Genomic DNA, 20,071 nt, shown 5'->3' on the forward strand with positions numbered 1-20,071 from the left:
TCTCGCTTTAACTGCGGGTTGCCGACGCGGCCGTAGCAGGGGCATCGGAATTTGAATCGGAAGGGGAGGCGCTTTCGACCGCATTGACGAGCGCGCCGGTGTGCGCTTTCTGCGACCCCGACACGATCACCCGGTCGCCGGCCTTCAGGCCGCTCGTGATGACCCAGTCCGCGCCGTTGGCGTTGTTGGCGGTGACCGCGGTCTGCGCGACCTTGCCGTCCGTGCCGACGGTGAGCACGCTAGCCGAGCCATCCGATGCACGCGACACCGCCAGTTGCGGCACCGTGATCGCCTGCTGGTTCACGCCTTCTTCGAGCCGGGCCCGCACAAACATCCCCGGCAACAGCGCACCTTCCGGATTGGGGAACACGCTGCGCAACGTGACCGAACCGGTGGTGGCGTCGACGGTGATATCCGAGAACAGCAGCTTGCCGGCATGCGCATAGTCACTGCCGTCTTCCATCACGAGATGCACGACCGCGCCGTCGCTGCCCGCCTGCTGCAACTGGCCGCTCGCGAATTCCTTTTGCAGCCGCAGCCAGTCGACCGATGAACGGGTGACATCGAGGTACATCTCGCCGGTCGCTTGAACGGTGGCGAGCGCCGTAGTCTGCTCGGCCGTGACAAGCGCGCCCTCAGTCACGCTCGACTTGCCGATACGCCCGGCGATGGGCGCCACGATCTTCGTGTATCCCAGATTGATGGCGGCGGTTTTCAATGACGCGCGATCGGCGATCACGTCGGCCTTTGCTTCCTGCAGCGACGAAATGGCGTCGTCGTAGTCCTGCTTGCTGACGCCGTCTATCTTCGATAAATCCGCGTAACGCGTCGCCTTGGTTTGCGCGGCGTCGGCCGTGGCTTGTGCCTTCACGAGCGTTCCGACGGCCTGGTCGTAACTCGCCTGGTAGGTGGCCGGATCGATCTGGTAGAGCACGGCGCCCGCTGCGACCATCGAGCCTTCGGTGAAGAGCCGCTTGATGACGATGCCCTGTACTTGTGGCCTGACATCGGCCACGCGTACGGCGGACAGGCGGCCGGACAGTTCAGTGCTGGCGACAATTGGATGCGGGGTGATGGTTTGAACGCCGACTTGAGGTACGCCCTGTGGCGGACGCTGTGAACCGCTGTCGCCGCAAGCGGCGAGCGAAAACGTGGCCACCGCAGCGGCGGCGGCTACGAGTGCCCGTGTGCGTAGCGATCGCGTGGCCCCGCCAGGAATTAAGGATATCTGATGGATTATTCTGGTCATGCGCTGAGCATCCTTCGATCAAGGTTCGACAAAGGGCCGCCGGGCAGACATCGATGCGCAGGTCTTTCGAAAAACGCGAGGGAAAGCGAAGGAGGGTTGCCTCGAGAGGCGTTCGACCGTGCCACCGGGGCTCGGAGAAAACCGCGCAACGCCATGCCAGCGGCAAGGGATGAGAGGAGCTTAACGAGCAGCGTCTTACGATGGCTTAGGGACTGATTACACGATGTAACATAGCCGCGAGCGGGCGCGCACGAGTACGCGGCAACAGTGTCAGGCGCGCACGCGCAATGGGAACTCGAGTACGACGCAGAGGCCGCCGCCGTCGGCATTGCGCATGGACAGGTCGCCGCCATATCGACGCGTGAGGCGCCGCACGATGGTCAGGCCCAGACCGCAGTGCGCGTCGCCGCCGCGGGCGGGATCGATCCGCACGAAGGGCCGGAGCGCTCGCGCGAAGTGGGCTTCGGGCATGCCTTTGCCATGATCGCGCACGCTCAGGCGGTCATGCCCGTTACTACGCGACGTCGCGATGCAAAGCGGCGGCGCGCCGTAGGTGAAGGCGTTTTCCACGAGGTTGGAGAGTATCCGGTCCAGTTCGACAGCAGGCAGGCGGAAGTCGTCGCCCGCCTGCAGCTCGAGTATGAAGAGCGGGTCGCGTGCGAGCACGTCGTGGCCGTCGACATCGACATTCGCTTCAGCTTCCGCGTAGTGCGAACGGCAGAACGCATTCACTGAGATCCACGGCGCGTGCGCATCTGTTTCGGTGTCGCGGGCGAAGTCGAGGAATTGCGTGACGATCTGCGCAAGCGACTCAGTGTCGTGGAAAAATCCGTTGCGCGCAGTGGCGTCCGGTACAAGGTTTGCGCGGACCTGGATGCGTGTGATGGGCGCGCGCAGGTCATGGGCCACGCCGGCCAACATGACCGCACGTTCCTGTTCGGCGTCACTTAATTCACGGGCCATTTCGTTGAAGTCGCCAATCAGGCCTTTCACTTCCGATGGGCCGTTGGCCAGGACCATCGGCGGACGATGGCCCAACCTGAACTCCCGTGCTGCCCGTGCGAGCCTCAATATGGGCTTCTGAATCTGCCACGCGCCCAGCAGTGCGATAGCAATGGCGAGGAACAGCATGAGCGCACTAGCGCTCAGAAAGCGGCTTACCGGGGGAATGACGGCCGGGATCACAAGCCATCGCGACGAGGGGCCATAACGCACCCACATGATCGTCTCGGTGTGGTCAAGCACCACGCGGCTCTGCGGCGGCAGGTCCGCACGCAAGGAGGTCTCGAATGGACCGTGTGTATCGGCGCAAGGCGGCGGACAACCGAGGGGCGCGGACCGCGCTCCGGCGTCGACAAGACGCAGGCCGAGCGCGGCGGCGAGACGCTCGCTGGAGCCGTCGGCCGCGCTCGCCGCCGGATCCAGCACCACTCGCACCAGCCGGCTGACGTGATCCGCCTCAATGATGCCGCGCTCACGATCGACGATCACGACCCACGTCAGTTGCATCATGACGAGCAGACCCACTGACAGCAGCGCAAGCCGGCCGAAGATCGTGTTGAGGGGGCGCAGCAGCTTATGCATCTTCGGGGGCTCGCGGCGGCACGAACATATAGCCGATACCCCGCATGGTCTGGATGATGCGAGGCTGCGAGGGATCCTCTTCAATCAGTTGGCGCAGGCGCCAGATCGGCACGTCGATACCGCGCTCGGTCACCTCCGCGTGCGTGCCGTACCAGAGCGTGAGCAGCCGCGAGCGCGACAGTGTTTCCATCGGATGGCGAACGAGCACATTGAGCAGGCGCAGCTCGCTGTTGGTGAGACGTTGCGGTTCGCCGTCACGCGTGAGCGTGCGGCGCTCGTTGTCGAGTTCGAAGCGCCCGAAACGCACCGGTTCCGAGCGTTGACTCGTCGGGCTTGGAGACCGGCCTACGCCCTGGCGGCGCAGCACCGCGTTGATACGCGCAAGCAGCTCGCGCGGCATGAAGGGCTTGCCGAGGTAATCGTCCGCACCCATTTCCAGGCCAACGACGCGATCGATATCGTCCGCACGCGCTGTCAACATGATGACTGGGGTATCGTCGTTATCCGCGCGCAGCCGGGTGAGCGCCGTCAGGCCGTCGATGCCGGGCATCATCAGGTCCAGCACGATGATCGACGGGCGTTCGCGCATCACCACCTGATTCAGGTCGCGCGCGTCTTCGCGGAACGTGACCAAGAGGCCGCGTTCATCGAAAAAAGCCTGCAGCAAGCCGCGTAGTGCGGCGTCGTCGTCGACTAGAAGGATTCGGGTTTCGCTGTTGGACATGGCTTGAGCCTGGACGCGCCCTTGACGAGCTTTGTAAGGTGCAATCGAAGCGACTATAAACGATGCCCGCCAGGGCCGTGTTACGGCGTCTTAGTGATTCTTTCAACGTTTTCTCGAAACGTGTGATGTGAACGATGGTCCCATTGGGCAGATCATCCGTACCGACTCGATGAAAGCCACCACCGTCGAGGGTGTCTTCGCTTGCGGCGATGCCACCGTAGGGGCCGAAGGCGTGCCTGTTACCGTGGGCGATGGTTACTTCGCAGGTGCATCCACGCATCGGTCCCTGGTTTTCGAATAAGCAGCCAGGAGGCCGCTAACGGGCAGGGAACCGGCATGCCGTTGCTCTTCAGTCGCCGTCGATGAGACGCACCGCCAGCTCCGGGCTGAACGCGCCGGCTGGAGAGGTGGGAGCGGACCCGCACGGCCCGTCGGAATTGCCCGGGACCTTGATCCATACCGGCAGCATGGCGCCCGAGGCGCCGCTGGTACGAGCCCCGATCATTCTGCCGGGAGGATTGCACCACTGGCCATCCGAACCTTTGCCGTTACGACTTGTATCGACGACGAAGGGTTTGCTATAGCCGAATTGCGCCGCCAAGGCGGCGTTCACCGAGTATGCATAAGCCGCCGATTCCTCGGTCGTGTAGAAATTGGATACGTTCAATGCGAAGCCTCTCGCCTCGCTCAAACCGGCTGCGTTGAGCCGAGCCGCCATTGCGGCAGCGGGAACCCAATGTGCGTTGCCGCCGTCGAGATAGACGTCCGCGGCCGGTGCGTTGAGGTGAAAACGCGAGACCGCATAACGCAGCAGGCCGAGCCGCTCGTCGCGCTCGCCATCGGTCTTGAAGCAGTCCAGTTGCGCGGTCGAATCCGGCTCGACAATGACAATTGCACGGCGATTACCCAGGCCGCGCGAGAACGCGTCTATCCAGACCTGATAAGCCGGGGCATCACCCACGCCGCCCGCCGATGCGCCTCCGCAGTCGCGATGAGGGATGTTGTAGGCGACCAGGATGGGTTCGCGGTGTGTGGCATCCGCCTTGTCGACGAAGCGCTTGACCGCCTTGTGCACGTCGCCGCTCCAGTTGCCGAACCAGCGCGCCATGGGTACGTTGGCAATCGACTCTGCAATGCGAGGCGCGCGCGGGTCCGCTTGATGCGCTCGCACCCACAATGCGGGGCTAGAGTCGGGATCGACATAAAACCCGGCGTCCGCATGCGCTTGCGTAACACCAAGAAAAACCAGCACTGCAATAACAAGCGAGCGTTTGATGAGCATGTTCAGTTCATTTATGAAGGGGGGCGTAGCCATGCATTTTTCGCGGAATTTAATACGTGGTCGCGCGGCGCATGCGCGTCAAAACACCCGGTTCAAAATCGTTCGATCATGCCGAGTTGCACACCGCGTACCGGTGCGCCCGGGTACGCGACCGGCAATCCCGTTACATTGACGCCGCGCAGGGTGAACGTGGCGTTTCCGCGGTTTTCCAGATCGGCGGCAGTGAAATACAGCAGGAGCGAACGCGACAGCGTGTATTCGAAGGCGACGCTGAACTGGTCTGCGTTGTTGCCTTCGCCGCTGCGATCACGTGCATGCGCGTAGCCCAGGGACGCGCGTGCCAGCGGCGAGATGGCCCAGGAAGCCGACAGCGAAACGCCGTCATCGTGATAGCGCGGAGTGCCGCCGTCGCCGTTGAACAGCGCGACGTAGGTGCGCACGGGACCGAACAGATAGGACGCGCCCGCCAGATTCGCTCGCAATCCGGCGTCGCCATGGGTTTGTTGCCGTGCATACGATAACTGCAGGGCATCAAGCGTGTAATTGGCGGTCATGTAATACCCGCCGATACCGTTGCCGTCGCCAGGGTCGCGCAGCGCGGCCATGCCGGTGACGTTGAACCCTCCCACCGACGGAGAGATCCAGGTCAACGCGTTATCCGTATAGGGCGTGATCTTCGACAAATTGTTCAGCCCCGATCCAATTGTGCCTGCGCCAAAGGCATCGAGTCCGCCCTTGAACGGGATGTAGAGCGGCGAGTATTGCCGGCCGAAGCGGGTTTCGCCCCACGGTGCGTCAAGCCCGACCCATGCCTGCCGGTTAAACAGCGTGCCGGCCGTGTCCAGGGTGCCGTTTGCAGAGCCAAACCCGTTCTCCAGGTCGAAGATCACGCTCGTGTCATTGCCCAGAGGCTCGCTGCCGCGCAAGCCGACGCGCGAACCGCGATACGCGCCGGAATCCATTCGCGCCGTCCAGCCATTGCCAGGATTAGTCACTTCAATACTGGTGTCGAGCGTGCCGTATAGCGTGACCGAGCCTTGCGCACGGACCGTGCCGGCTGTAGCGAGGAGCGGCAGCGCGTAGAACAGCACGTGTTTGCAAGTGCGGCGGCAGAAGAGTGCCGCAGGGTGCCGGGCGGGAGAATTCATCGCGGTGGAATCAGGTTCTTAGCAATTGAACCTCGCGACTGTAGCAAGTTGAACCGGAGTTGCAACGAAATTCGCAACGAAATTCGAACGACGCGACATTGTGTGGCGTGTGTTCGAAGAGTCGTTTAGACATTAACCTGGAGGTCTCGCTGTCAAGACGCGGTCGTTTTCGCCGGTCTTGAAAGGGCGTATTGCGGGCGCGTATTGCGACTGGCGCTCAGAGACCAAAGGCATATGCGGGCCTAAAGCGCTTGACCTAAGGGGCGCTTTGACCAGACGTTGTCTTAGCATGTCGTACGCCCAATAAAAGCAGAACGTGTACGGAAGGAAAACGAGCAATAGTCCGAGATCTATCAGCAACGCCTGAGCAAACGTCATTTGCAGCCACCATGCGGACAAGGGGACCGCTATCAGGACCAGACCTGCTTCGAAACCGAGGGCATGAATAACGCGCTTCCACTGCTGAACCTGGCTCGATGCGTAGGAAATAAGGATACCGAAAAAAGAGTTGAATGCGAAACCCCACAGCATGGCGATGATCGAAATTGCAACAGTCAAGGCCGTGACGTCGCCCAGAGGTTTATCGACGATCCATGATAGGACAGGAGAAAAAATACTGGTGGCAAGTCCTTCGAACAGAAGCACCTGGAATATGCGTTCATATACGTTGCGTTGCGTGGTCATCTCGGCCTCATTTTTTGAATGGACGGTTGCCATTCTCAGGGGTCGCGTTTAACATTTCAAATTGCTTACTATCTGGGATTTAGATAGATCATGGTCGCTTGTATTGACGCGTTGATTGTCTTTTCGGAGGCCGCTGCCGCAGGTTCTTTCTCGGCTGCCGCGAGAAAGCTGGGGCGCAGTCAGTCAACTGTCAGCACGATCATTGCGGATATGGAGATTGACTTAGCCGTCGCGCTCTTTGATCGGACCACCCGGAAGCCCCGGCTTACCGCGTATGGCGAAGCGCTGCTTGCCAACGCCCGTGAGACGCTTGAGGCGCACGATCGCTTGATACAGGCGGCCGCGCGGCTAAGCGCGGGGCTGGAGCCAAGCTTGAGTCTGGCCATATCGAACACGTACCAGCCTCCGCACTATGAGAAGTTGCTTGTGGGATTCGAAAAGCGTTTTCCCACGGTCGAACTCGAGTGCCTGGTCAAGGAGGATGAAGACGTCGTGTCGCTGGTGCAGGTGCGCCGCGCGGAGCTTGGCGTAGTCGCGGCCCAGGGGAGCTATCCTCCCGATATCCGCTCGATCAGGCTGGCGGAATCGTCGGAGCTGGCGCTGTTCGTCGCGACAGGACATCCTTTAAGCGGCGTTCCTGATCTGACAATGGAGAACCTCGCCAAGCACCGCGAATTGCGCATCACCACGGGAGTAAAGCCGGGCGAGCATCAGCGAAGCGTGCGAGTCTGGTCTGCCGACAGTTACTTGCTCCTGCTGGAAATGGCGGAGTTGGGCTTCGGGTGGACCGAGTTGCCTCGGTGGGTTGCGGACCGTTTCGGCGCAAAAACGTTGCAAGAGTTATCGGCGCGCGGGTGGCCCCGGTTGGTCGCCGTCGACGCCTTGTGTTTAAAGGGTACTTCGTTAGGACTCGCGGGGAACTGGTTGCTGGATGCGCTGACAACGCTCGGCGCAGAGGCCGAATTGAAGTAGCTCTAGCGCTAAGGACCCACTAAATGCTGCCGCCGCTTAGTCTCTCGATCATGGCAATGCCCGCAGCGGGGTTGTGTGTCTTGAAGCCACTGATCACGTATAAATAGACGTCTCGGGGCGTAGTCGCCGCGGCTGGTTTGCCGAGCGTTTCAAGTCCCTTCGGCGTGCCGCCGGATGCCCAATCACTCGCTCGCTTAGTCCATAGATCCAGCGTTTTGTCGTCGTAGCCCTGCGCAAACTGCTCGGTTGTCCCCATGATGCGCGCATAGACGAACTTCGCCGTTACGTCCGCGATCTGCGGGTATTTCGAATCCCCCGCCATGACAATGGCAACTCCATGTTTGCGCGCGAGGGCAACGAATGCCTCGTCCCGGAAACTCTCATGTCGCACTTCGAGTGCGTGCCGGATCTCACGACCATCGACTTGATGCGGCAACAGGTTCAGGAAAGCTTCAAAGTCGTCCGCATCGAATTGTTTGGTCGGGGCGAATTGCCAATTAATTGGACCTAGCTTGTTCTTCAATTCAAGCACGCCGCTTGCGAGGAAACGCTCGACGGACTCGCCGGCCTCCGCGAGCACCCGCCTGTTCGTGGAGAACCGCGGCGCCTTTAGCGAGAAGACGAAATCATCCGGCGTTTCGTCGTGCCACTTGGCGAACGTAGAGGGCTTCTGCGAGCCGTAGAACGTCCCGTTGATCTCGATCGTGGTCAACTTGCGGCTCGCGTATTCGAGCTCGCGCTTTTGCACGAGTCCTTCTGGATAGAACGTGCCGCGCCACGGCTCGAAGGTCCAGCCACCGATGCCGATCCTGATCTGCCCAGCTTTCCCAGCTTTATCCGCCGTCTTTCGGGTTGCCATGAATGAGATCCTCCCGGTGCACTCGATGCGCTCAAGTGTAGCGAATTGGCGCCGGGCGTGCGCCTGAGGGGGCTTGCAGGTCAGCTGTCAGAAGACTGAAGGTCCGCTGTGGGCCCTTGTTGCGCCGCAGAAAATGGCCTCCTGTCAGCACGATCGCGAGCCAAAGCCGCCTGTCCGGTACGCGTGAACGCCACGAGCGTGAGCGAAACCAGCGCTGCAAAGACCACATAAAAAGCGGGAACATAGTGGCTGCCCGTAACTTGAGTCAGCGTCGAGACGGTCAGCGGCGCAAGGCCGCCGAACAAGGTTACCGCGAGGTTATACGACAGCGCCACGCCAGTCGAACGCGCCTTCGCGGGGAAGATTGTTGCGAGCATGCCGGGGTGCGGACCCGCGATGGCAACCTGGAAGAAGGACGCAATAATTTGCGCGATGAGCAGACGCGTGAGCGACGGCGCGGAAACAATGAACCAGAATAGCGGGAACGTGCAAAGCAACCAACTGATCACCAGTGGATAGAAAAGCCGGTAGGCACCGAATTTATCGGCGAGTTTGCCCGAGATCGGAAACAGCAGGAAGTTGATGACTCCGCCGATAAACGTTCCGAGCAAAGCCGCCTTAAGCGGGAGATGCAATTGGTGTTCCACATACACGGGCAGATACGCGTTCCACAAATAATTCGACGCGGTGCCTATGATCATCACGCCCATCGCACATAAGGCCGCATCGCCCTGTTCACGCACAAAGTCGCCCAGCCGGAAAGCACGCGCGGCGCCCGTGCGGACTTGCTTGCGCAGCGCCTCGAACTCCGCAGACTCGGCAACGTTGTGCCGGATGTAAAAGCCAAGCGGCCCGATGAGCGCCCCAATCAGGAACGGCACGCGCCAGCCCCAGGCCACCAGCGAGTTCGCCGTGAGATTATTGATAAGCAGATAGCTGCATCCGGAACACAGCAACATGGCAAGCGCCTGGGAGGACATGTTGAAGCTGCCGTAGAACATCTTCTTGCCAGGCGGCGCGCTTTCCACCACGACCACGGACGAGAGACTGAATTGGCCGCCGATTGCCAGTCCCTGGATCAGTCGCGCCAACAGGACGAGAAGCGGAGCCGCGATGCCCAGGGTCGCATAACCTGGAGCCAGCCCCAGCATCAGCGTGCCGGCGCACATCGTGAGCATGACCAGCGACAGGGCACGAGTACGTCCCACGCGATCCGCATAAATGCCCAGGAGGACCCCGCCAAGCGGCCGGATGAGAAAGCCAAGAGCGAACGTCGCGAGCGCTAGCGACATTGACACGACGGGGCTTCCCACCGAGAAGAACACCTCTGCGATGACTTTTGAGAAGTAGACGTACGCCGTGAAGTCGAACCACTCGAAGCCACTGCCGATCACCGAGGCGAGCAGCGCGCGGCGGACTTGTCGTGGATCAGGTGCAGTGGGCGTTGATGCGCCTTCGTATTCTGCTGCATTCATACGTCATCTCCTCCTGCGCGTCGCCGCTAAAGAGCAGGCAGATAGCGCGCGATAGGCAGTCGGCCCGGGACGCGAATGCGCCCGGGCGAGAGAGCCTCGCAGATTCGCGAGCTTGATTTTTGATGTTGTTGAACTAGCCGGCCCGGCGCTCGCGCAACACGCCTGCAAGGAAGTCTTGGACCGCGCTCACGGCCATCATGCCGTTGTGTGGAACGTTACTTAGTTCATCGAGTTGGACACGAACCCCCGCTGCGTCGAACGTCGCCTTGAGCGTCCTGAGACGCTCTGGACGGGTCGCGCCGGCGTCGTTTGCGCCCGGCATGTCATGACGGCCACCTTCCCGATGCGTGATCTCCCACGTTTCCAGATCCGCCTTGCCGACCACCATATGGACGGGCACGCGGCGCAACGCGTCGAGGTCGAAGGCCTTGCCAAACTGCTGCTCGAAACCTCTTAAGCCGACCCACCAGTCGCGGTTGACATCGAGCAGCGTCACCGAGCCCGGGGCACCGATCGACACAGCCCATAATTTTTCCGGATGCAGGTAGGCAAAACGGTTCGCAAACTGGCCACCGCCTGAGAAGCCGAACAACGCGAACTGGTCGAAACGCTTGCCATAACGCTCGCCTATCTCATCGACCATGTCGAGCAGCACGCGGTCGTAGCGGATGTCGCCTTCAATCAGATGTTTGAAACCGTCCCGGTTGCCGTCACCGCGCACGCCGACCGGAAATAGCGGGCACAAGACGATGCAGTTGTTCCAGCGGCCGAACTCCGCGAACGCATCGCGGTAGTGGGCGAACTGACGCCCCGTCCCGTGCATGACCACGACAAGCTCAACGTTATTGCCCGACTCGAGGATCGTTTCAGGCACGTACAACGTGTAAGCGAAACGCGGGTCGTTACGCGACGCAAACACGGTTGTCGAACCAAGTTCGTAATACGCTTGACCGCGATCGGCGGGTTTGCAGGTGGTTGGGGAGGGGGTTGCCTGGGGCATGTCTGCAGCCTTGTGGTGGAATGGTTCACCACGCAATTGTGCAGTCGGTCATTCAAAAAAACTAACTGATTTATATTTACACAAACTAAACTAAACCTTTAGTCTCGCAACGTTGGGAATCCCCGTTCCATGAGCACCATCCGGTTCTTGCGCACCTTCCTTGCCGTCGAAAAATACGGTTCCTTCGCCGCCGCCGCGGGTCGCGTCGCATTGACTCAGGCAGCGGTCGGGCAGCAGATGCGTGCGCTGGAAGAGGAGTTCCGGCGGCCGCTGTTCTACCGGTCAGGGCGGGTCATTACGCTGACCCCCGCTGCCCGGGCGCTCATTCCCCAGGCGCGCAAGCTGATCGCGGCTTACGAGGCAATGCTGGCTGACGTGGATACGGGACACGAGATTGCCGGCAGCATTACCGTCGGTGCAATTGTCTCGGCAATGGGCTTTCTGTCGGAGAACCTGGTCAGTCTGAAAGCGCAGTATCCGGCACTCGATGTCCGGCTCGTTCTCGGTCATACCGTAGAACTCGCGGAGCAGGTCACGGCATCCGAGATAGACGCCGCGCTCACTGTCCAGATCCCGCACGAGATGCCTGTCAATCTTCAATGGACACCGCTTTATGAAGAGCCCCTGATGCTCATTGCAAGCACGCGGGTTGCGACAGCACAGGCAGACGTCGCATCCTTGCTGAAGCGTCATCCGTTCATTCGCTTCGACCGGACCTCCCCAACGGGAGCAAAAGTCGAGCAGACCTTGCGGCGCATGCGGATAAAACCCAGGGAGATTCTCGAGGTCAATTCAGTGGCCGCGATCATCGACCTGGTCCGGCAAAACGTGGGAATCTCCATCGTGCCTTTGCTTAAGCATGTTGCATGGACCCGCGACCATTCGCTGATTGCACTACAACTTCCATACGGTCCGCTCAAGCGCGTAATCGGCATACTCGAAAACGAACGCCAACTCGACATTACCGCAGTAGTCCGGCAGAAGTTGCTGCAGGCATTGGCTTAAGCCACCCTGGGTTTTCTACGACGCATTGGCCCGACCTTACCTCACCTTACCAACGCTAAAGATATGCGCGCTTGAGTCGATAAGCTGGAGAGGCCGACCAAGAGGATGAGGGATTTGCTATGCAGATAGGCAATGTCGCGTCGTCGCCAACTTCGCAGCGGACGATATCGACTTCGAGTGCCGCGAATGACCAACGGTCTATATCGGGCGACAACGTCGATCCGGCGCAAACAACGCAGACGGCGCAAACAACCCAAGCGACCAAAGCGGCCGATGCCACGACACAGGATTCGGCCGTCTCGATTTCTCCCGAAGGGGCTGCACTGGCTAGTCAGAATGCGGGCAGTGGCGAGGGGGCAGCGTCGAACGTATCGGCTGTCAAGTCGCTTGCTTACGGGACGCTTGGCCTCGAGCGTCCCGACCAGCCGCAGGAGAATCGCAACGAGTTCTACACGGCTGGGAGATGGATCGCTGCGGGACTCACCATTGGAGGAATCATTTCGCTACTGGCCTGATGTTACCGTTCAGAGGCGTCTACAAAGAACCAAAGCCAAGTTGCGACTTGCCTAGCGCCGTCAGATCGTCGGCAGTGGCTCGTCCGGCGAAGTCGACTTCGAAATGATCAGCCGGGAAGTCCGGCGGGCTTCTGCCTTCCAGAAAACTCGGCAACTGGCGTTTGAGGTATTCGTCGTTCTTGGCGCATGCCGGCGCCGACGAGATGTACATCACGTTGCTGTAGCCGTCGCCCAGATGCGCGTCCTCGACCGCGTGGATCACATCGCTGTGCCAGAACACGGTGTCGCCGGCTTGCATCTGTGGGATTGACGAAAGCGCATCGAACAAGGGTGCGTGATATTCCGGCTTGATCGACAACGCTCGCCCCGGCATGGCGCCGCAGAGGTCGTCGTCGGCTACGTCGTCCTGCAGCGCGCGCAACAGGATATACGCCATTGAGTTTGCGATCGGCACGAGTTGCAGCGTGCCGTCGCCTGGGCCTTGAGGCGTGAGCGCCGTCCAGCCCTGGAACGTGCGGAACATCGAGCATACTGCCGGGGAAGCAATCTCTTGAACATCCGGTCTGAACGCAGCGTCGAACGGATCGTATTGACGCCAGTTTCCATTGAAAACGTGCCGGTACACCTTGCGGAAATTCCCTTCTATCCAGCGTTCAACAGAGCCCCCATCGCAATGAGCGGAGAGGCCGAGCGACGCGGACCCTGGTGGCCTGCGACGCAGGCGGTCGGCATAGGCCGGAACGTGTTCGGGGTCGAAGTGCACGCGCCCCTCGCTCTCGTTGCGCCATAGCCGGTTCAGGAAGAGCCGTGCGGTCGTCAGGGACGGCGACTGGCGTGCAAGCACCTGCGGTTTTGACCAATAGATTCCGTAGATCTGCGGCTTGCTGGACGCCAGTTGACCAAAGTATTTATCTTCCGCGCGGTTTTGCAGGCGTGTGTCCAGATCATTGCGCTCGACATAGTCTGCAATGTCCCGGTCCCAGCTTTCCACCAGTGCCCGCTCGAATACATTGCGAATGACGCAAGCGCCTCGCGCCTTGATGAGTTCGACTTGGGCAGCGCTCACGCGTTGTTCGGCAATATCGGAAAACTGAATCTCGGGGATGACGGGCTCGCCGCGATTGCGTTGTTCAGTCATGAGCTTTGCCTCAGCGATGATCGATTCTTCCACGTCGGCAAATACCTCTCGATAATTCGGCAATTGCGCGCGCAACTCGCGTTTGGCCTGGCGAATCGCGGCGGATAGATCGTCGATTTTCAATGCTGTCATGGTCGTCTCCGTTTGCGTGTTGGTATGACCGGAGCATATGCCGCGCACGCTCTTCACGGTGATACTATTCAGACAATTATTTTGCTATTCCAGCCATGAATCCGCAGCCATGAAGCCTGCATACGAACATGTCGAGTTCGGCGGCAACTGTTCCGTCCGCGTTTACCACCGGCGACTTCCCCGCATTCCGTTCGAGTGGCATCACCACCCGGAATACGAACTGACACTGACAATGAATAGTCACGGGAAGCGCTACATTGGCGATTCAGTGACTACCTACGGGTCCGATGACCTCGTGCTGGTCCCGCCGGACCTTCCGCATACTTGGGCGTCGAATCGCTCTATCGAGCCGTCGTCGCCGCAAGTGGCAATTGTGATCTGGTTCGACAGTGCGTGGGCTCGGCGGCTAGCGGATTGTTGCCCGGAATATGAACCGCTACGCAAGCTACTGCGCAGGGCGGCCTGCGGACTGGCGTTCGAACCCGAGGCGGGACGCGTGATGCGCGAGCGTATCGGCGAACTGCTATCGAGCGCGGCGCGCGAACGTCTTTCCGCCACGCTGGACATCCTGTGTACGCTCGCCGATTCACCGGGCGAACCGCTTGCGTCACCCAGCGCTTTCAACGACCGTGATGGCGGACCTTCCGGCCACGAGCCCGATCGCATCAACCGGGTGCTTTCGCTGATCGAAGCACGTTTCGCCGAACCTTTGCGTCTATCCGAACTCTGTGCGGCGGCGAGCCTTTCGGAGCGATCGCTTGCGCGCTACTTCGCTCAACACTTGGGCGAAAGCGTAGGGCAGTACATGACGCGCGTGCGGATCGGCCATGCTTGCCGGATGCTGAGCGACACATCGTTGCCTGTTTCGGTCATTGCGACGCGGTCTGGATTTGCGAATGTTTCCAACTTCAACCGGCAGTTCAAGACGGTAAAGGAAACGACGCCGGCAGCGTATCGCCGGAAATTTGTCGAGGCCGGTGTTCCTGATGACGAGGATGTTGCCCAGCTAACCGAACGCTCTCCATCGCTTCAAAGCAAACGGGAACGCGTTGGTCCCGAGGACGAAGAGCACGGATAGCTTGCACGCCCGCGAAGTGACCGGCTTGGCGCCGGGGTTTTTCCGCTCCCGGCGCCTCGGTCGGAGCGCTGGCGTTTTTGGCGTGTTCGTCCCCGGCGCGCGGCGGCGCGGCGAACTCGCCCAGCAACCCGCGACGGTAAAACGCTTCGATGGTCGGCACCGACAGGCCGCGCATCCCGAAGGGGAGCCGCTTCAGAGGCGAGTGCGGATCGACCGCCCGCTCGAGCACCAGCACTGAGAGATCCGCCAGGCGCAGCTCACAGGCGCAAAACAATCCGACTGGGCCCGCTCCGGCGATCACTACGTCGTGGATCAATTTAATTTCCTTGGTTGCCTTGGCTTTGGTTTTGCCTTTGCCTTCGCACTGGATGTATTAAGGTCGATAGCAGCACTGATCAACGCCTTGAACGCATCCGACTCGACCACCTCGCCCTCATGGATGTCAATCGCGCGCCTCATGTTTCCGTCGAGGCTCGAGTTGAAGAGCTTGGCCGGGTCCTTCAACGATGCCCCCTTGGCGAAGGTCAACTTCACTACCGACTTGTAAGACTCGCCGGTGCAGATGATCCCGTCGTGGGACCACACGGGCGTGCCCATCCACTTCCACTCTTCCACGACGTCCGGGTCTGCGTCTTTGATGAGCTCGCGCATCCTGCTCAACGTTTCCCCGCGCCAGTCGCCAAGGTCGGCGATTCTTTTGTCGATCAACTCAGGCGCAGACTGGCCCTCGGTCGAACTCGATTTTTTCATTTTCTCCTCCTGAAACTTCCAGACTCTGTCTGTTTTCGTGGCGGGTTTTTCCCTTCGCGCGGAGAGTTGGACGTCTTCGCCTTGTCCGCGCTCTTGGGTTCAACTACCAAATTGCTTCGCATACTCGGTGTTCAAGCGCGGCCAACCGAATTTCATTGCTTCGCCACCGACAATACGCCCGATGGGATCGTCAGCCACGAGCCGATCGAGGACATCGAGGCAGATATGCCAGCCGGCTGCACCCATCGATATGAAGCCGCGATCGATGTTGTGCCAAAGCGTGAGACGCGTGCCGTCGCCGCACGGCTCGAGTTGCCATCGCATATCATTTTCGCCCCAGCGGTATTCGAGCAGGGTCGGCGCCTCGGCGCGCGTCACCTGCGTATCCGAGATCTGCGGCGTCGGCGTTCCGACTGTCGAAAGCTTGACGGGCCCGACAGACGCGAGGCTCCTGTCAGCATCAAACGGTGCCCATTCATGCAGGCTGGCCGGGTCGGTCAGCGCTTTCCACACTTTCTCCGGCGGATGCCGCAACTCGCGCACGAGAACAAGTGTCCACTTTTCTCCATCCTTTCGGACTTCGGCCCCGGCGGCCGGCCCCGGCATGTATTCGTCGCGGTTGCTCATTGTTTCTTTCCCTTTTTGCGAGGTGCGGGATCCATCTGATCAAGGTGGCGCTCCAGGGCGTCGACGTGGACCGACCAAAACTGACGGAATGGAGCGAGCCAGGCGTCTATCTCCATCAGTGGTTCCGGTTTGATCCGGTATAGACGCCGCTGCGAGTCAACGCGCGATTCCACGAATCCGGCCTCTCGAAGCACCCGCAGATGCTTTGAAACCGAGGGCTGCGAGAGGTTTAGCTTCTCCTCGATATCACCCACGGACCGCTCAGAAGTGGCTAGCAGACTCAGGATGGCGCGGCGGCTCGGTTCGGCGATGATGGCGAATGTCGATTCCATTTTTTATATATACGTCACGGAGTATATACGTGTCAAGCGGTGCGAATCCGTCCTTCGATTTCTAGCTCCCATTGGGCGTGCTGTCCTTCGCGACTGACTTCCTTATTCGGCGCGGTGATGGATGCTTAGTTACCGCACCAGCAGTTGGACGGGGGCTTGCTAGTCGGGTCGGCTATGCAACTTCATCGTGCGTCCGAACCCCGCCGATTGCGGGTGTTCGACACCATCGGCCAGATCGTGGAGAATCAACTGAACTCTTCCATAGGCGGTGCCATGCATATCGAGCCATTTCAGATTTCCGTGTCCGATGTTGAGATCGACGACCTGCGCCGGCGTTTGCGCGACAGCCGGTGGGCATCCATGACTCCGTCCGGGTCATGGCAACAAGGCACAGACACCACATGGTTGCGCGAATTGGTGAAGTACTGGGCCGACGGTTTTGATTGGCGGGCCGCGGAACGCGGTCTGAACCAGCAACCTCAGTTCATGGCCGACGTGAACGGTCAGCGCGTGCACTTTGTTCATCGGCGTGGCGTTGGACCCAAGCCCTATCCGTTGGTCATCACGCACGGCTGGCCGGGATCGTTCTTCGAATTTCATGCGTTGGCTGAGCTGTTGTGCGACCCGGGTGCATCCGGTGCGGACCCGAACGATGCCTTCGACGTCGTTATTCCTTCACTCCCGGGCTTTGCGTTTTCGCCGGCGCCTGCGGCCCCTGGCACTTCCTCTTTTCAGGTGGCGGATGTGTGGGCATCGCTGATGCGAGGTCTTGGGTACGAGCGATTTGGCGCTCAGGGTGGTGACTTGGGCGCGGGCGTGTCGGTCGCGCTCGCCTTGCGGCACTCACAGGTAGTCGATGGCATTCATCTCAACTTTCTGCCGGGCTCGTATGAACCCGCAATCGATGCCGCAAATTCGCCGCTTACCATCGCAGAACAAAATTTCCTTCGAGAGAAGGGTGAGTGGGCCGCACTCGAGGGCGGTTATGCGCATATGCACGGCACGAGGCCGCAGACGTTAGCTGCGTCGCTCAACGACTCGCCGGCAGGGCTGGCTGCGTGGATCGGAGAGAAGTTTCGCGCATGGAGCGATTGTGACGGGGATATCGAGCGTAGATTTTCGAAAGATGAGTTGCTCACCAATTTATCGCTCTATTGGTACACCCAGAGTATTGGTACATCCATTCAAATGTACTGGGAAAACCGGTTGCAGCCCATGCGTTTCGCCGCCGGTCAACGGGTGTTACCGCCGGTGGGCTTTGCGCACTTTCCGAAAGAGATCAATCATCCGCCGCGCGGATGGCTGGAACGAACGTTCAATGTCGCGCAGTGGACCGACATGCCGAGTGGTGGCCATTTCGCGGCAATGGAAGAGCCTGAACTCCTCGCGGCGGACATTCGCAGCTTTTTCAGGCGTTTTCGGCCGTGAGTTCGGAAAAGCTGGGTACTTTCCCCGATGCCTGACTACCGGCTGGTGTTCGATGAAAAATGACCTGACGAAGCCGCGTGACGGTTCTTCGAATGTAGCTGCAAGAAAAGGGGGGCATTTGACTGTTTGCGTCGATATGGTTCAGGCATGGTCGAAATGTGGCGCGTGGGCGCGAAACCGGCGCCGCGAACGTGCGTGAAGGAGCCAGGTAAATGAACACTAGCAGCCCTTTCGCCGAACCCAAACCGACCATCCTGTGGCGGCGCCTGCTGTGGGTGTGGGCCGCGTTCTGGCTGCTCATGCTGGCTGTCGGGATTCAGGAGTCCCTGTGGACAGGCAGAGTGCAGTTCTGGCGGCCGCTCGTCAATAACGGCTCCTCGGCACTAGCCGCCACGGCGCTGATTGCGGTGCATATAAGGCGTGCGGACTGGCGCAATAGTCTTCTCGATCAGCCGCTACGATGGTTTCTTCGCTCCTGGGCGTCGATGCCGCTGCAAATGGTCGCTTACATCGCTGCAATGTACGCATTGCGACTCGGTATCTACGCACTGGCCGGCGCCAAGTACCCACATGGACCGTGGGTCGAAGTGATGACCTACGAAGCGACGAGCTTCGTCGTGTTCTATGCGTTGTTCAGCGGTATCCTTTTCGGCGTTCGGTCCTACGGGGCGTGGGCTGACGAGCGGTTGACCGCCGAAAAACAGGCGAACCTGGCGCGACAGGCGCAACTCGCACAACTGACCCAGCAACTGCAACCGCACTTTCTGTTCAACGCGCTGAACACCGTCTCATCGCTGATCCATAGCGATCCTGACGCCGCCGACATCCTGCTCACCCGTCTCGCGACATTGTTGCGCGCAGCGACCGACGCGAGCCAGCATCCCGAACAGTCGCTGGCCGACGAGCTGACGTTGCTGCACGCCTATGCGGACATCATGGCCCAGCGTTTCGCCGATCGTGTTCGAATAACGTGGGAAGTCGATGCTACTGCACAGCATTGCCGCGTCCCCACGCTCGGACTTCAACCGCTGCTGGAAAACTGCTTCCGTCATGTCGTCGAACGACGCAGCGCGTTCACGCATATCGCAATACGCACGCAGCTTAGCGTGAGCCGGCTGAAGATCGAGATTGAGGATGATGGCGATTTGCAGCGCCTTCCTGACAAGCGCGGTGTGGGCCTCGGCAACCTCGAGCGCCGCCTGCAATCGCTGTACGGCACGCAGGCCAGTCTCGAATTGCGATTGCGACCGGGCGGTGGCCTGATCGTTGGAGTGATCCTGCCGTGCGCGCACTGATTGTCGACGACGAGGCACTCGCTCGCAGCAAGCTGCTGCGCATGCTTCGGGTATTTCCCGATGTCGAGGTGATCGGCGAAGCTTCCGACGGCGCGTCGGCGCTGATGCTGGCTGCGCAGTTGCGGCCGGACGTGATCTTCCTCGACGTACAGATGCCCGAGGTCGACGGTTTCGACGTGGCGGCGTCGCTGCCGGACGACGCTCCAGCACTGGTATTCGTGACCGCATTCGACCAGTATGCGGTGCGCGCATTCGACGCCCAGGCGGCCGACTATCTGTTGAAACCTGTGGAGCCGGAACGCCTCGCGCGCACCATACAGCGGTTGCGAGGAACCGTCCGCAGTGCGGCGCGCCCGAGCGTCGGCATGCCCGCGCATCTGATGGTCGCTGATCGTGGGAAGACGCACGTCGTACGCTGCGCGGATATCGAATGGCTGGAGGCTGCCGACAACTACGTCAACATCCATCTTCCCGGGCGGAGCCTGCTGATACGACGCACGCTGGCCGCCTTGCTCAATGACCTCGCCCCCGCATTTGTCCGCACGCACCGCGGCGCTGCGGTGGCGCTGGCAGCCGTGCTCGCTGTGCGGCCGCGCGCGAAGGGTGATGCCACAGTTGTACTGCGCAGCGGCGTCGAGGTGCCCTGCAGCCGGCAGCATCGGGAAATGCTGGTGCAACGCCTTCGGGGCTAGCGCAGACCGCCCAATCCGCCCCAACTCAGACCCCGTTTGTCCCAAGTCAATTGCGGGTCAAGGAACGTCAACCTACGCTGGACGGAATCACCCTATGGATGG

At 60.5% G+C, this 20,071-nt stretch carries 21 protein-coding genes and 1 pseudogene; 8 read left to right on the forward strand and 14 right to left on the reverse strand.

Annotated elements, in window-relative coordinates; genetic code table 11:
• Positions 1-7 precede the first annotated feature (7 nt).
• The 3 genes from BSU04_RS17540 to BSU04_RS17550 all read right to left on the reverse strand — a co-directional run bounded on the left by BSU04_RS17540 (position 8) and on the right by BSU04_RS17550 (position 3,557).
• Complete coding sequence (locus BSU04_RS17540; protein ID WP_089161801.1) at positions 8-1,249, reverse strand: efflux RND transporter periplasmic adaptor subunit; 1,242 nt, start codon at positions 1,247-1,249, stop codon at positions 8-10.
• A gap of 270 nt (positions 1,250-1,519) precedes the next feature.
• The gene (locus BSU04_RS17545) at positions 1,520-2,833 is read right to left on the reverse strand and encodes an ATP-binding protein (protein WP_306427199.1); all 1,314 of its coding nucleotides are present in this window, start codon (positions 2,831-2,833) and stop codon (positions 1,520-1,522) included.
• Positions 2,826-3,557, reverse strand: coding sequence for a response regulator (locus BSU04_RS17550; protein ID WP_089161802.1), 732 nt, complete (start codon positions 3,555-3,557; stop codon positions 2,826-2,828). Before BSU04_RS17550 ends, BSU04_RS17545 begins: the two co-directional genes overlap by 8 nt.
• 127 nt (positions 3,558-3,684) lie before the next feature.
• On the opposite strand from BSU04_RS17550, the gene BSU04_RS46450 reads away from it, so the two are divergent.
• A complete protein-coding gene (locus tag BSU04_RS46450; RefSeq protein WP_179258352.1) occupies positions 3,685-3,858 on the forward strand; it encodes a hypothetical protein in 174 nt (57 codons plus the stop codon).
• A 48-nt stretch (positions 3,859-3,906) separates the two neighbouring features.
• On the opposite strand, the gene BSU04_RS17555 is transcribed toward BSU04_RS46450, so the two are convergent.
• The 3 genes from BSU04_RS17555 to BSU04_RS17565 all read right to left on the reverse strand — a co-directional run bounded on the left by BSU04_RS17555 (position 3,907) and on the right by BSU04_RS17565 (position 6,671).
• Positions 3,907-4,839 carry a glycoside hydrolase family 6 protein gene (locus tag BSU04_RS17555; RefSeq protein WP_089161803.1) on the reverse strand — a complete coding sequence of 311 codons (933 nt, stop codon included), beginning with the start codon at positions 4,837-4,839 and terminating at the stop codon, positions 3,907-3,909.
• Between the two features lie 92 nt (positions 4,840-4,931).
• Positions 4,932-5,987: a porin gene (locus BSU04_RS17560; protein WP_089161804.1), complete on the reverse strand. Its 1,056-nt coding sequence runs from the start codon at positions 5,985-5,987 to the stop codon at positions 4,932-4,934.
• A 132-nt stretch (positions 5,988-6,119) separates the two neighbouring features.
• Entirely contained in the window at positions 6,120-6,671 is a 552-nt protein-coding gene (locus BSU04_RS17565) for a PACE efflux transporter (RefSeq protein WP_179258353.1), read from the reverse strand.
• A 90-nt stretch (positions 6,672-6,761) separates the two neighbouring features.
• Between BSU04_RS17565 and BSU04_RS17570 the strand changes: the two genes are divergently transcribed.
• Positions 6,762-7,643: a LysR family transcriptional regulator gene (locus BSU04_RS17570; RefSeq protein ID WP_089161806.1), complete on the forward strand. Its 882-nt coding sequence runs from the start codon at positions 6,762-6,764 to the stop codon at positions 7,641-7,643.
• A 19-nt stretch (positions 7,644-7,662) separates the two neighbouring features.
• On the opposite strand, the gene BSU04_RS17575 is transcribed toward BSU04_RS17570, so the two are convergent.
• The 3 genes from BSU04_RS17575 to BSU04_RS17585 all read right to left on the reverse strand — a co-directional run bounded on the left by BSU04_RS17575 (position 7,663) and on the right by BSU04_RS17585 (position 10,977).
• Entirely contained in the window at positions 7,663-8,502 is an 840-nt protein-coding gene (locus BSU04_RS17575) for a DUF72 domain-containing protein (protein ID WP_089161807.1), read from the reverse strand.
• Positions 8,503-8,582: 80 nt separating this feature from the next.
• Entirely contained in the window at positions 8,583-9,977 is a 1,395-nt protein-coding gene (locus BSU04_RS17580) for an MFS transporter (RefSeq protein ID WP_089161808.1), read from the reverse strand.
• A gap of 133 nt (positions 9,978-10,110) precedes the next feature.
• Positions 10,111-10,977, reverse strand: coding sequence for an alpha/beta fold hydrolase (locus BSU04_RS17585; protein ID WP_089161809.1), 867 nt, complete (start codon positions 10,975-10,977; stop codon positions 10,111-10,113).
• Between the two features lie 129 nt (positions 10,978-11,106).
• Here BSU04_RS17585 and BSU04_RS17590 point away from each other — a divergent pair, with 129 nt between their 5' ends.
• Both BSU04_RS17590 and BSU04_RS17595 read left to right on the forward strand, forming a co-directional pair.
• Positions 11,107-11,982: a LysR family transcriptional regulator gene (locus tag BSU04_RS17590; RefSeq protein WP_089161810.1), complete on the forward strand. Its 876-nt coding sequence runs from the start codon at positions 11,107-11,109 to the stop codon at positions 11,980-11,982.
• A gap of 119 nt (positions 11,983-12,101) precedes the next feature.
• Positions 12,102-12,497 carry a hypothetical protein gene (locus BSU04_RS17595; RefSeq protein ID WP_089161811.1) on the forward strand — a complete coding sequence of 132 codons (396 nt, stop codon included), beginning with the start codon at positions 12,102-12,104 and terminating at the stop codon, positions 12,495-12,497.
• 19 nt (positions 12,498-12,516) lie between these two features.
• Here BSU04_RS17595 and BSU04_RS17600 read toward each other — a convergent pair whose 3' ends face one another.
• Positions 12,517-13,767 (reverse strand): DUF1479 domain-containing protein, encoded by a 1,251-nt coding sequence (locus BSU04_RS17600; RefSeq protein WP_089161812.1) that lies wholly within the window; start codon positions 13,765-13,767, stop codon positions 12,517-12,519.
• A 109-nt stretch (positions 13,768-13,876) separates the two neighbouring features.
• Between BSU04_RS17600 and BSU04_RS17605 the strand changes: the two genes are divergently transcribed.
• Positions 13,877-14,845, forward strand: coding sequence for a helix-turn-helix domain-containing protein (locus BSU04_RS17605; protein WP_089161813.1), 969 nt, complete (start codon positions 13,877-13,879; stop codon positions 14,843-14,845).
• Between the two features lie 114 nt (positions 14,846-14,959).
• Here BSU04_RS17605 and BSU04_RS48805 read toward each other — a convergent pair.
• The 4 genes and pseudogenes from BSU04_RS48805 to BSU04_RS17625 all read right to left on the reverse strand — a co-directional run.
• A pseudogene (locus tag BSU04_RS48805) lies at positions 14,960-15,161 on the reverse strand (NAD(P)-binding protein); the annotation flags it as partial.
• Positions 15,158-15,595 (reverse strand): DUF1801 domain-containing protein, encoded by a 438-nt coding sequence (locus tag BSU04_RS17615; RefSeq protein ID WP_089161814.1) that lies wholly within the window; start codon positions 15,593-15,595, stop codon positions 15,158-15,160. The pseudogene BSU04_RS48805 and the gene BSU04_RS17615, both read right to left, overlap by 4 nt.
• Positions 15,596-15,694: 99 nt before the next feature.
• Complete coding sequence (locus BSU04_RS17620) at positions 15,695-16,222, reverse strand: SRPBCC family protein (RefSeq protein ID WP_089161815.1); 528 nt, start codon at positions 16,220-16,222, stop codon at positions 15,695-15,697.
• Complete coding sequence (locus BSU04_RS17625; protein WP_089161816.1) at positions 16,219-16,554, reverse strand: ArsR/SmtB family transcription factor; 336 nt, start codon at positions 16,552-16,554, stop codon at positions 16,219-16,221. Before BSU04_RS17625 ends, BSU04_RS17620 begins: the two co-directional genes overlap by 4 nt.
• A gap of 273 nt (positions 16,555-16,827) precedes the next feature.
• On the opposite strand from BSU04_RS17625, the gene BSU04_RS17630 reads away from it, so the two are divergent.
• The 3 genes from BSU04_RS17630 (at position 16,828) to BSU04_RS17640 (ending at position 19,969) form a co-directional block, all read left to right on the forward strand.
• Positions 16,828-17,982, forward strand: a complete 1,155-nt coding sequence (locus BSU04_RS17630) for an epoxide hydrolase family protein (protein ID WP_089161986.1) — start codon at positions 16,828-16,830, stop codon at positions 17,980-17,982.
• A gap of 212 nt (positions 17,983-18,194) precedes the next feature.
• On the forward strand, positions 18,195-19,277 hold the full coding sequence (locus tag BSU04_RS17635) for a sensor histidine kinase (RefSeq protein WP_089161817.1): 1,083 nt from the start codon (positions 18,195-18,197) through the stop codon (positions 19,275-19,277).
• Complete coding sequence (locus BSU04_RS17640) at positions 19,265-19,969, forward strand: LytR/AlgR family response regulator transcription factor (protein WP_089161818.1); 705 nt, start codon at positions 19,265-19,267, stop codon at positions 19,967-19,969. Before BSU04_RS17635 ends, BSU04_RS17640 begins: the two co-directional genes overlap by 13 nt.
• The last annotated feature ends 102 nt before the right edge of the window (positions 19,970-20,071 follow it).

The organism is Caballeronia sordidicola (genome assembly GCF_002220365.1).
Taxonomy (GTDB): domain Bacteria; phylum Pseudomonadota; class Gammaproteobacteria; order Burkholderiales; family Burkholderiaceae; genus Caballeronia; species Caballeronia sordidicola_C.

Excerpts from the sequence above, each read along its gene's own strand:
- BSU04_RS17540 (WP_089161801.1), bottom strand. The coding sequence starts at position 1,249 with ATGACCAGAATAATCCATCAGATATCCTTAATTCCTGGCGGGGCCACG.
- BSU04_RS17545 (WP_306427199.1), bottom strand. The coding sequence starts at position 2,833 with ATGCATAAGCTGCTGCGCCCCCTCAACACGATCTTCGGCCGGCTTGCG.
- BSU04_RS17550 (WP_089161802.1), bottom strand. The coding sequence starts at position 3,557 with ATGTCCAACAGCGAAACCCGAATCCTTCTAGTCGACGACGACGCCGCA.
- BSU04_RS17555 (WP_089161803.1), bottom strand. The coding sequence starts at position 4,839 with ATGCTCATCAAACGCTCGCTTGTTATTGCAGTGCTGGTTTTTCTTGGT.
- BSU04_RS17560 (WP_089161804.1), bottom strand. The coding sequence starts at position 5,987 with ATGAATTCTCCCGCCCGGCACCCTGCGGCACTCTTCTGCCGCCGCACT.
- BSU04_RS17565 (WP_179258353.1), bottom strand. The coding sequence starts at position 6,671 with ATGACCACGCAACGCAACGTATATGAACGCATATTCCAGGTGCTTCTG.
- BSU04_RS17570 (WP_089161806.1), top strand. The coding sequence starts at position 6,762 with ATGGTCGCTTGTATTGACGCGTTGATTGTCTTTTCGGAGGCCGCTGCC.
- BSU04_RS17575 (WP_089161807.1), bottom strand. The coding sequence starts at position 8,502 with ATGGCAACCCGAAAGACGGCGGATAAAGCTGGGAAAGCTGGGCAGATC.
- BSU04_RS17580 (WP_089161808.1), bottom strand. The coding sequence starts at position 9,977 with ATGAATGCAGCAGAATACGAAGGCGCATCAACGCCCACTGCACCTGAT.
- BSU04_RS17585 (WP_089161809.1), bottom strand. The coding sequence starts at position 10,977 with ATGCCCCAGGCAACCCCCTCCCCAACCACCTGCAAACCCGCCGATCGC.
- BSU04_RS17590 (WP_089161810.1), top strand. The coding sequence starts at position 11,107 with ATGAGCACCATCCGGTTCTTGCGCACCTTCCTTGCCGTCGAAAAATAC.
- BSU04_RS17595 (WP_089161811.1), top strand. The coding sequence starts at position 12,102 with ATGCAGATAGGCAATGTCGCGTCGTCGCCAACTTCGCAGCGGACGATA.
- BSU04_RS17600 (WP_089161812.1), bottom strand. The coding sequence starts at position 13,767 with ATGACAGCATTGAAAATCGACGATCTATCCGCCGCGATTCGCCAGGCC.
- BSU04_RS17605 (WP_089161813.1), top strand. The coding sequence starts at position 13,877 with ATGAAGCCTGCATACGAACATGTCGAGTTCGGCGGCAACTGTTCCGTC.
- BSU04_RS17615 (WP_089161814.1), bottom strand. The coding sequence starts at position 15,595 with ATGAAAAAATCGAGTTCGACCGAGGGCCAGTCTGCGCCTGAGTTGATC.
- BSU04_RS17620 (WP_089161815.1), bottom strand. The coding sequence starts at position 16,222 with ATGAGCAACCGCGACGAATACATGCCGGGGCCGGCCGCCGGGGCCGAA.
- BSU04_RS17625 (WP_089161816.1), bottom strand. The coding sequence starts at position 16,554 with ATGGAATCGACATTCGCCATCATCGCCGAACCGAGCCGCCGCGCCATC.
- BSU04_RS17630 (WP_089161986.1), top strand. The coding sequence starts at position 16,828 with ATGCATATCGAGCCATTTCAGATTTCCGTGTCCGATGTTGAGATCGAC.
- BSU04_RS17635 (WP_089161817.1), top strand. The coding sequence starts at position 18,195 with ATGAACACTAGCAGCCCTTTCGCCGAACCCAAACCGACCATCCTGTGG.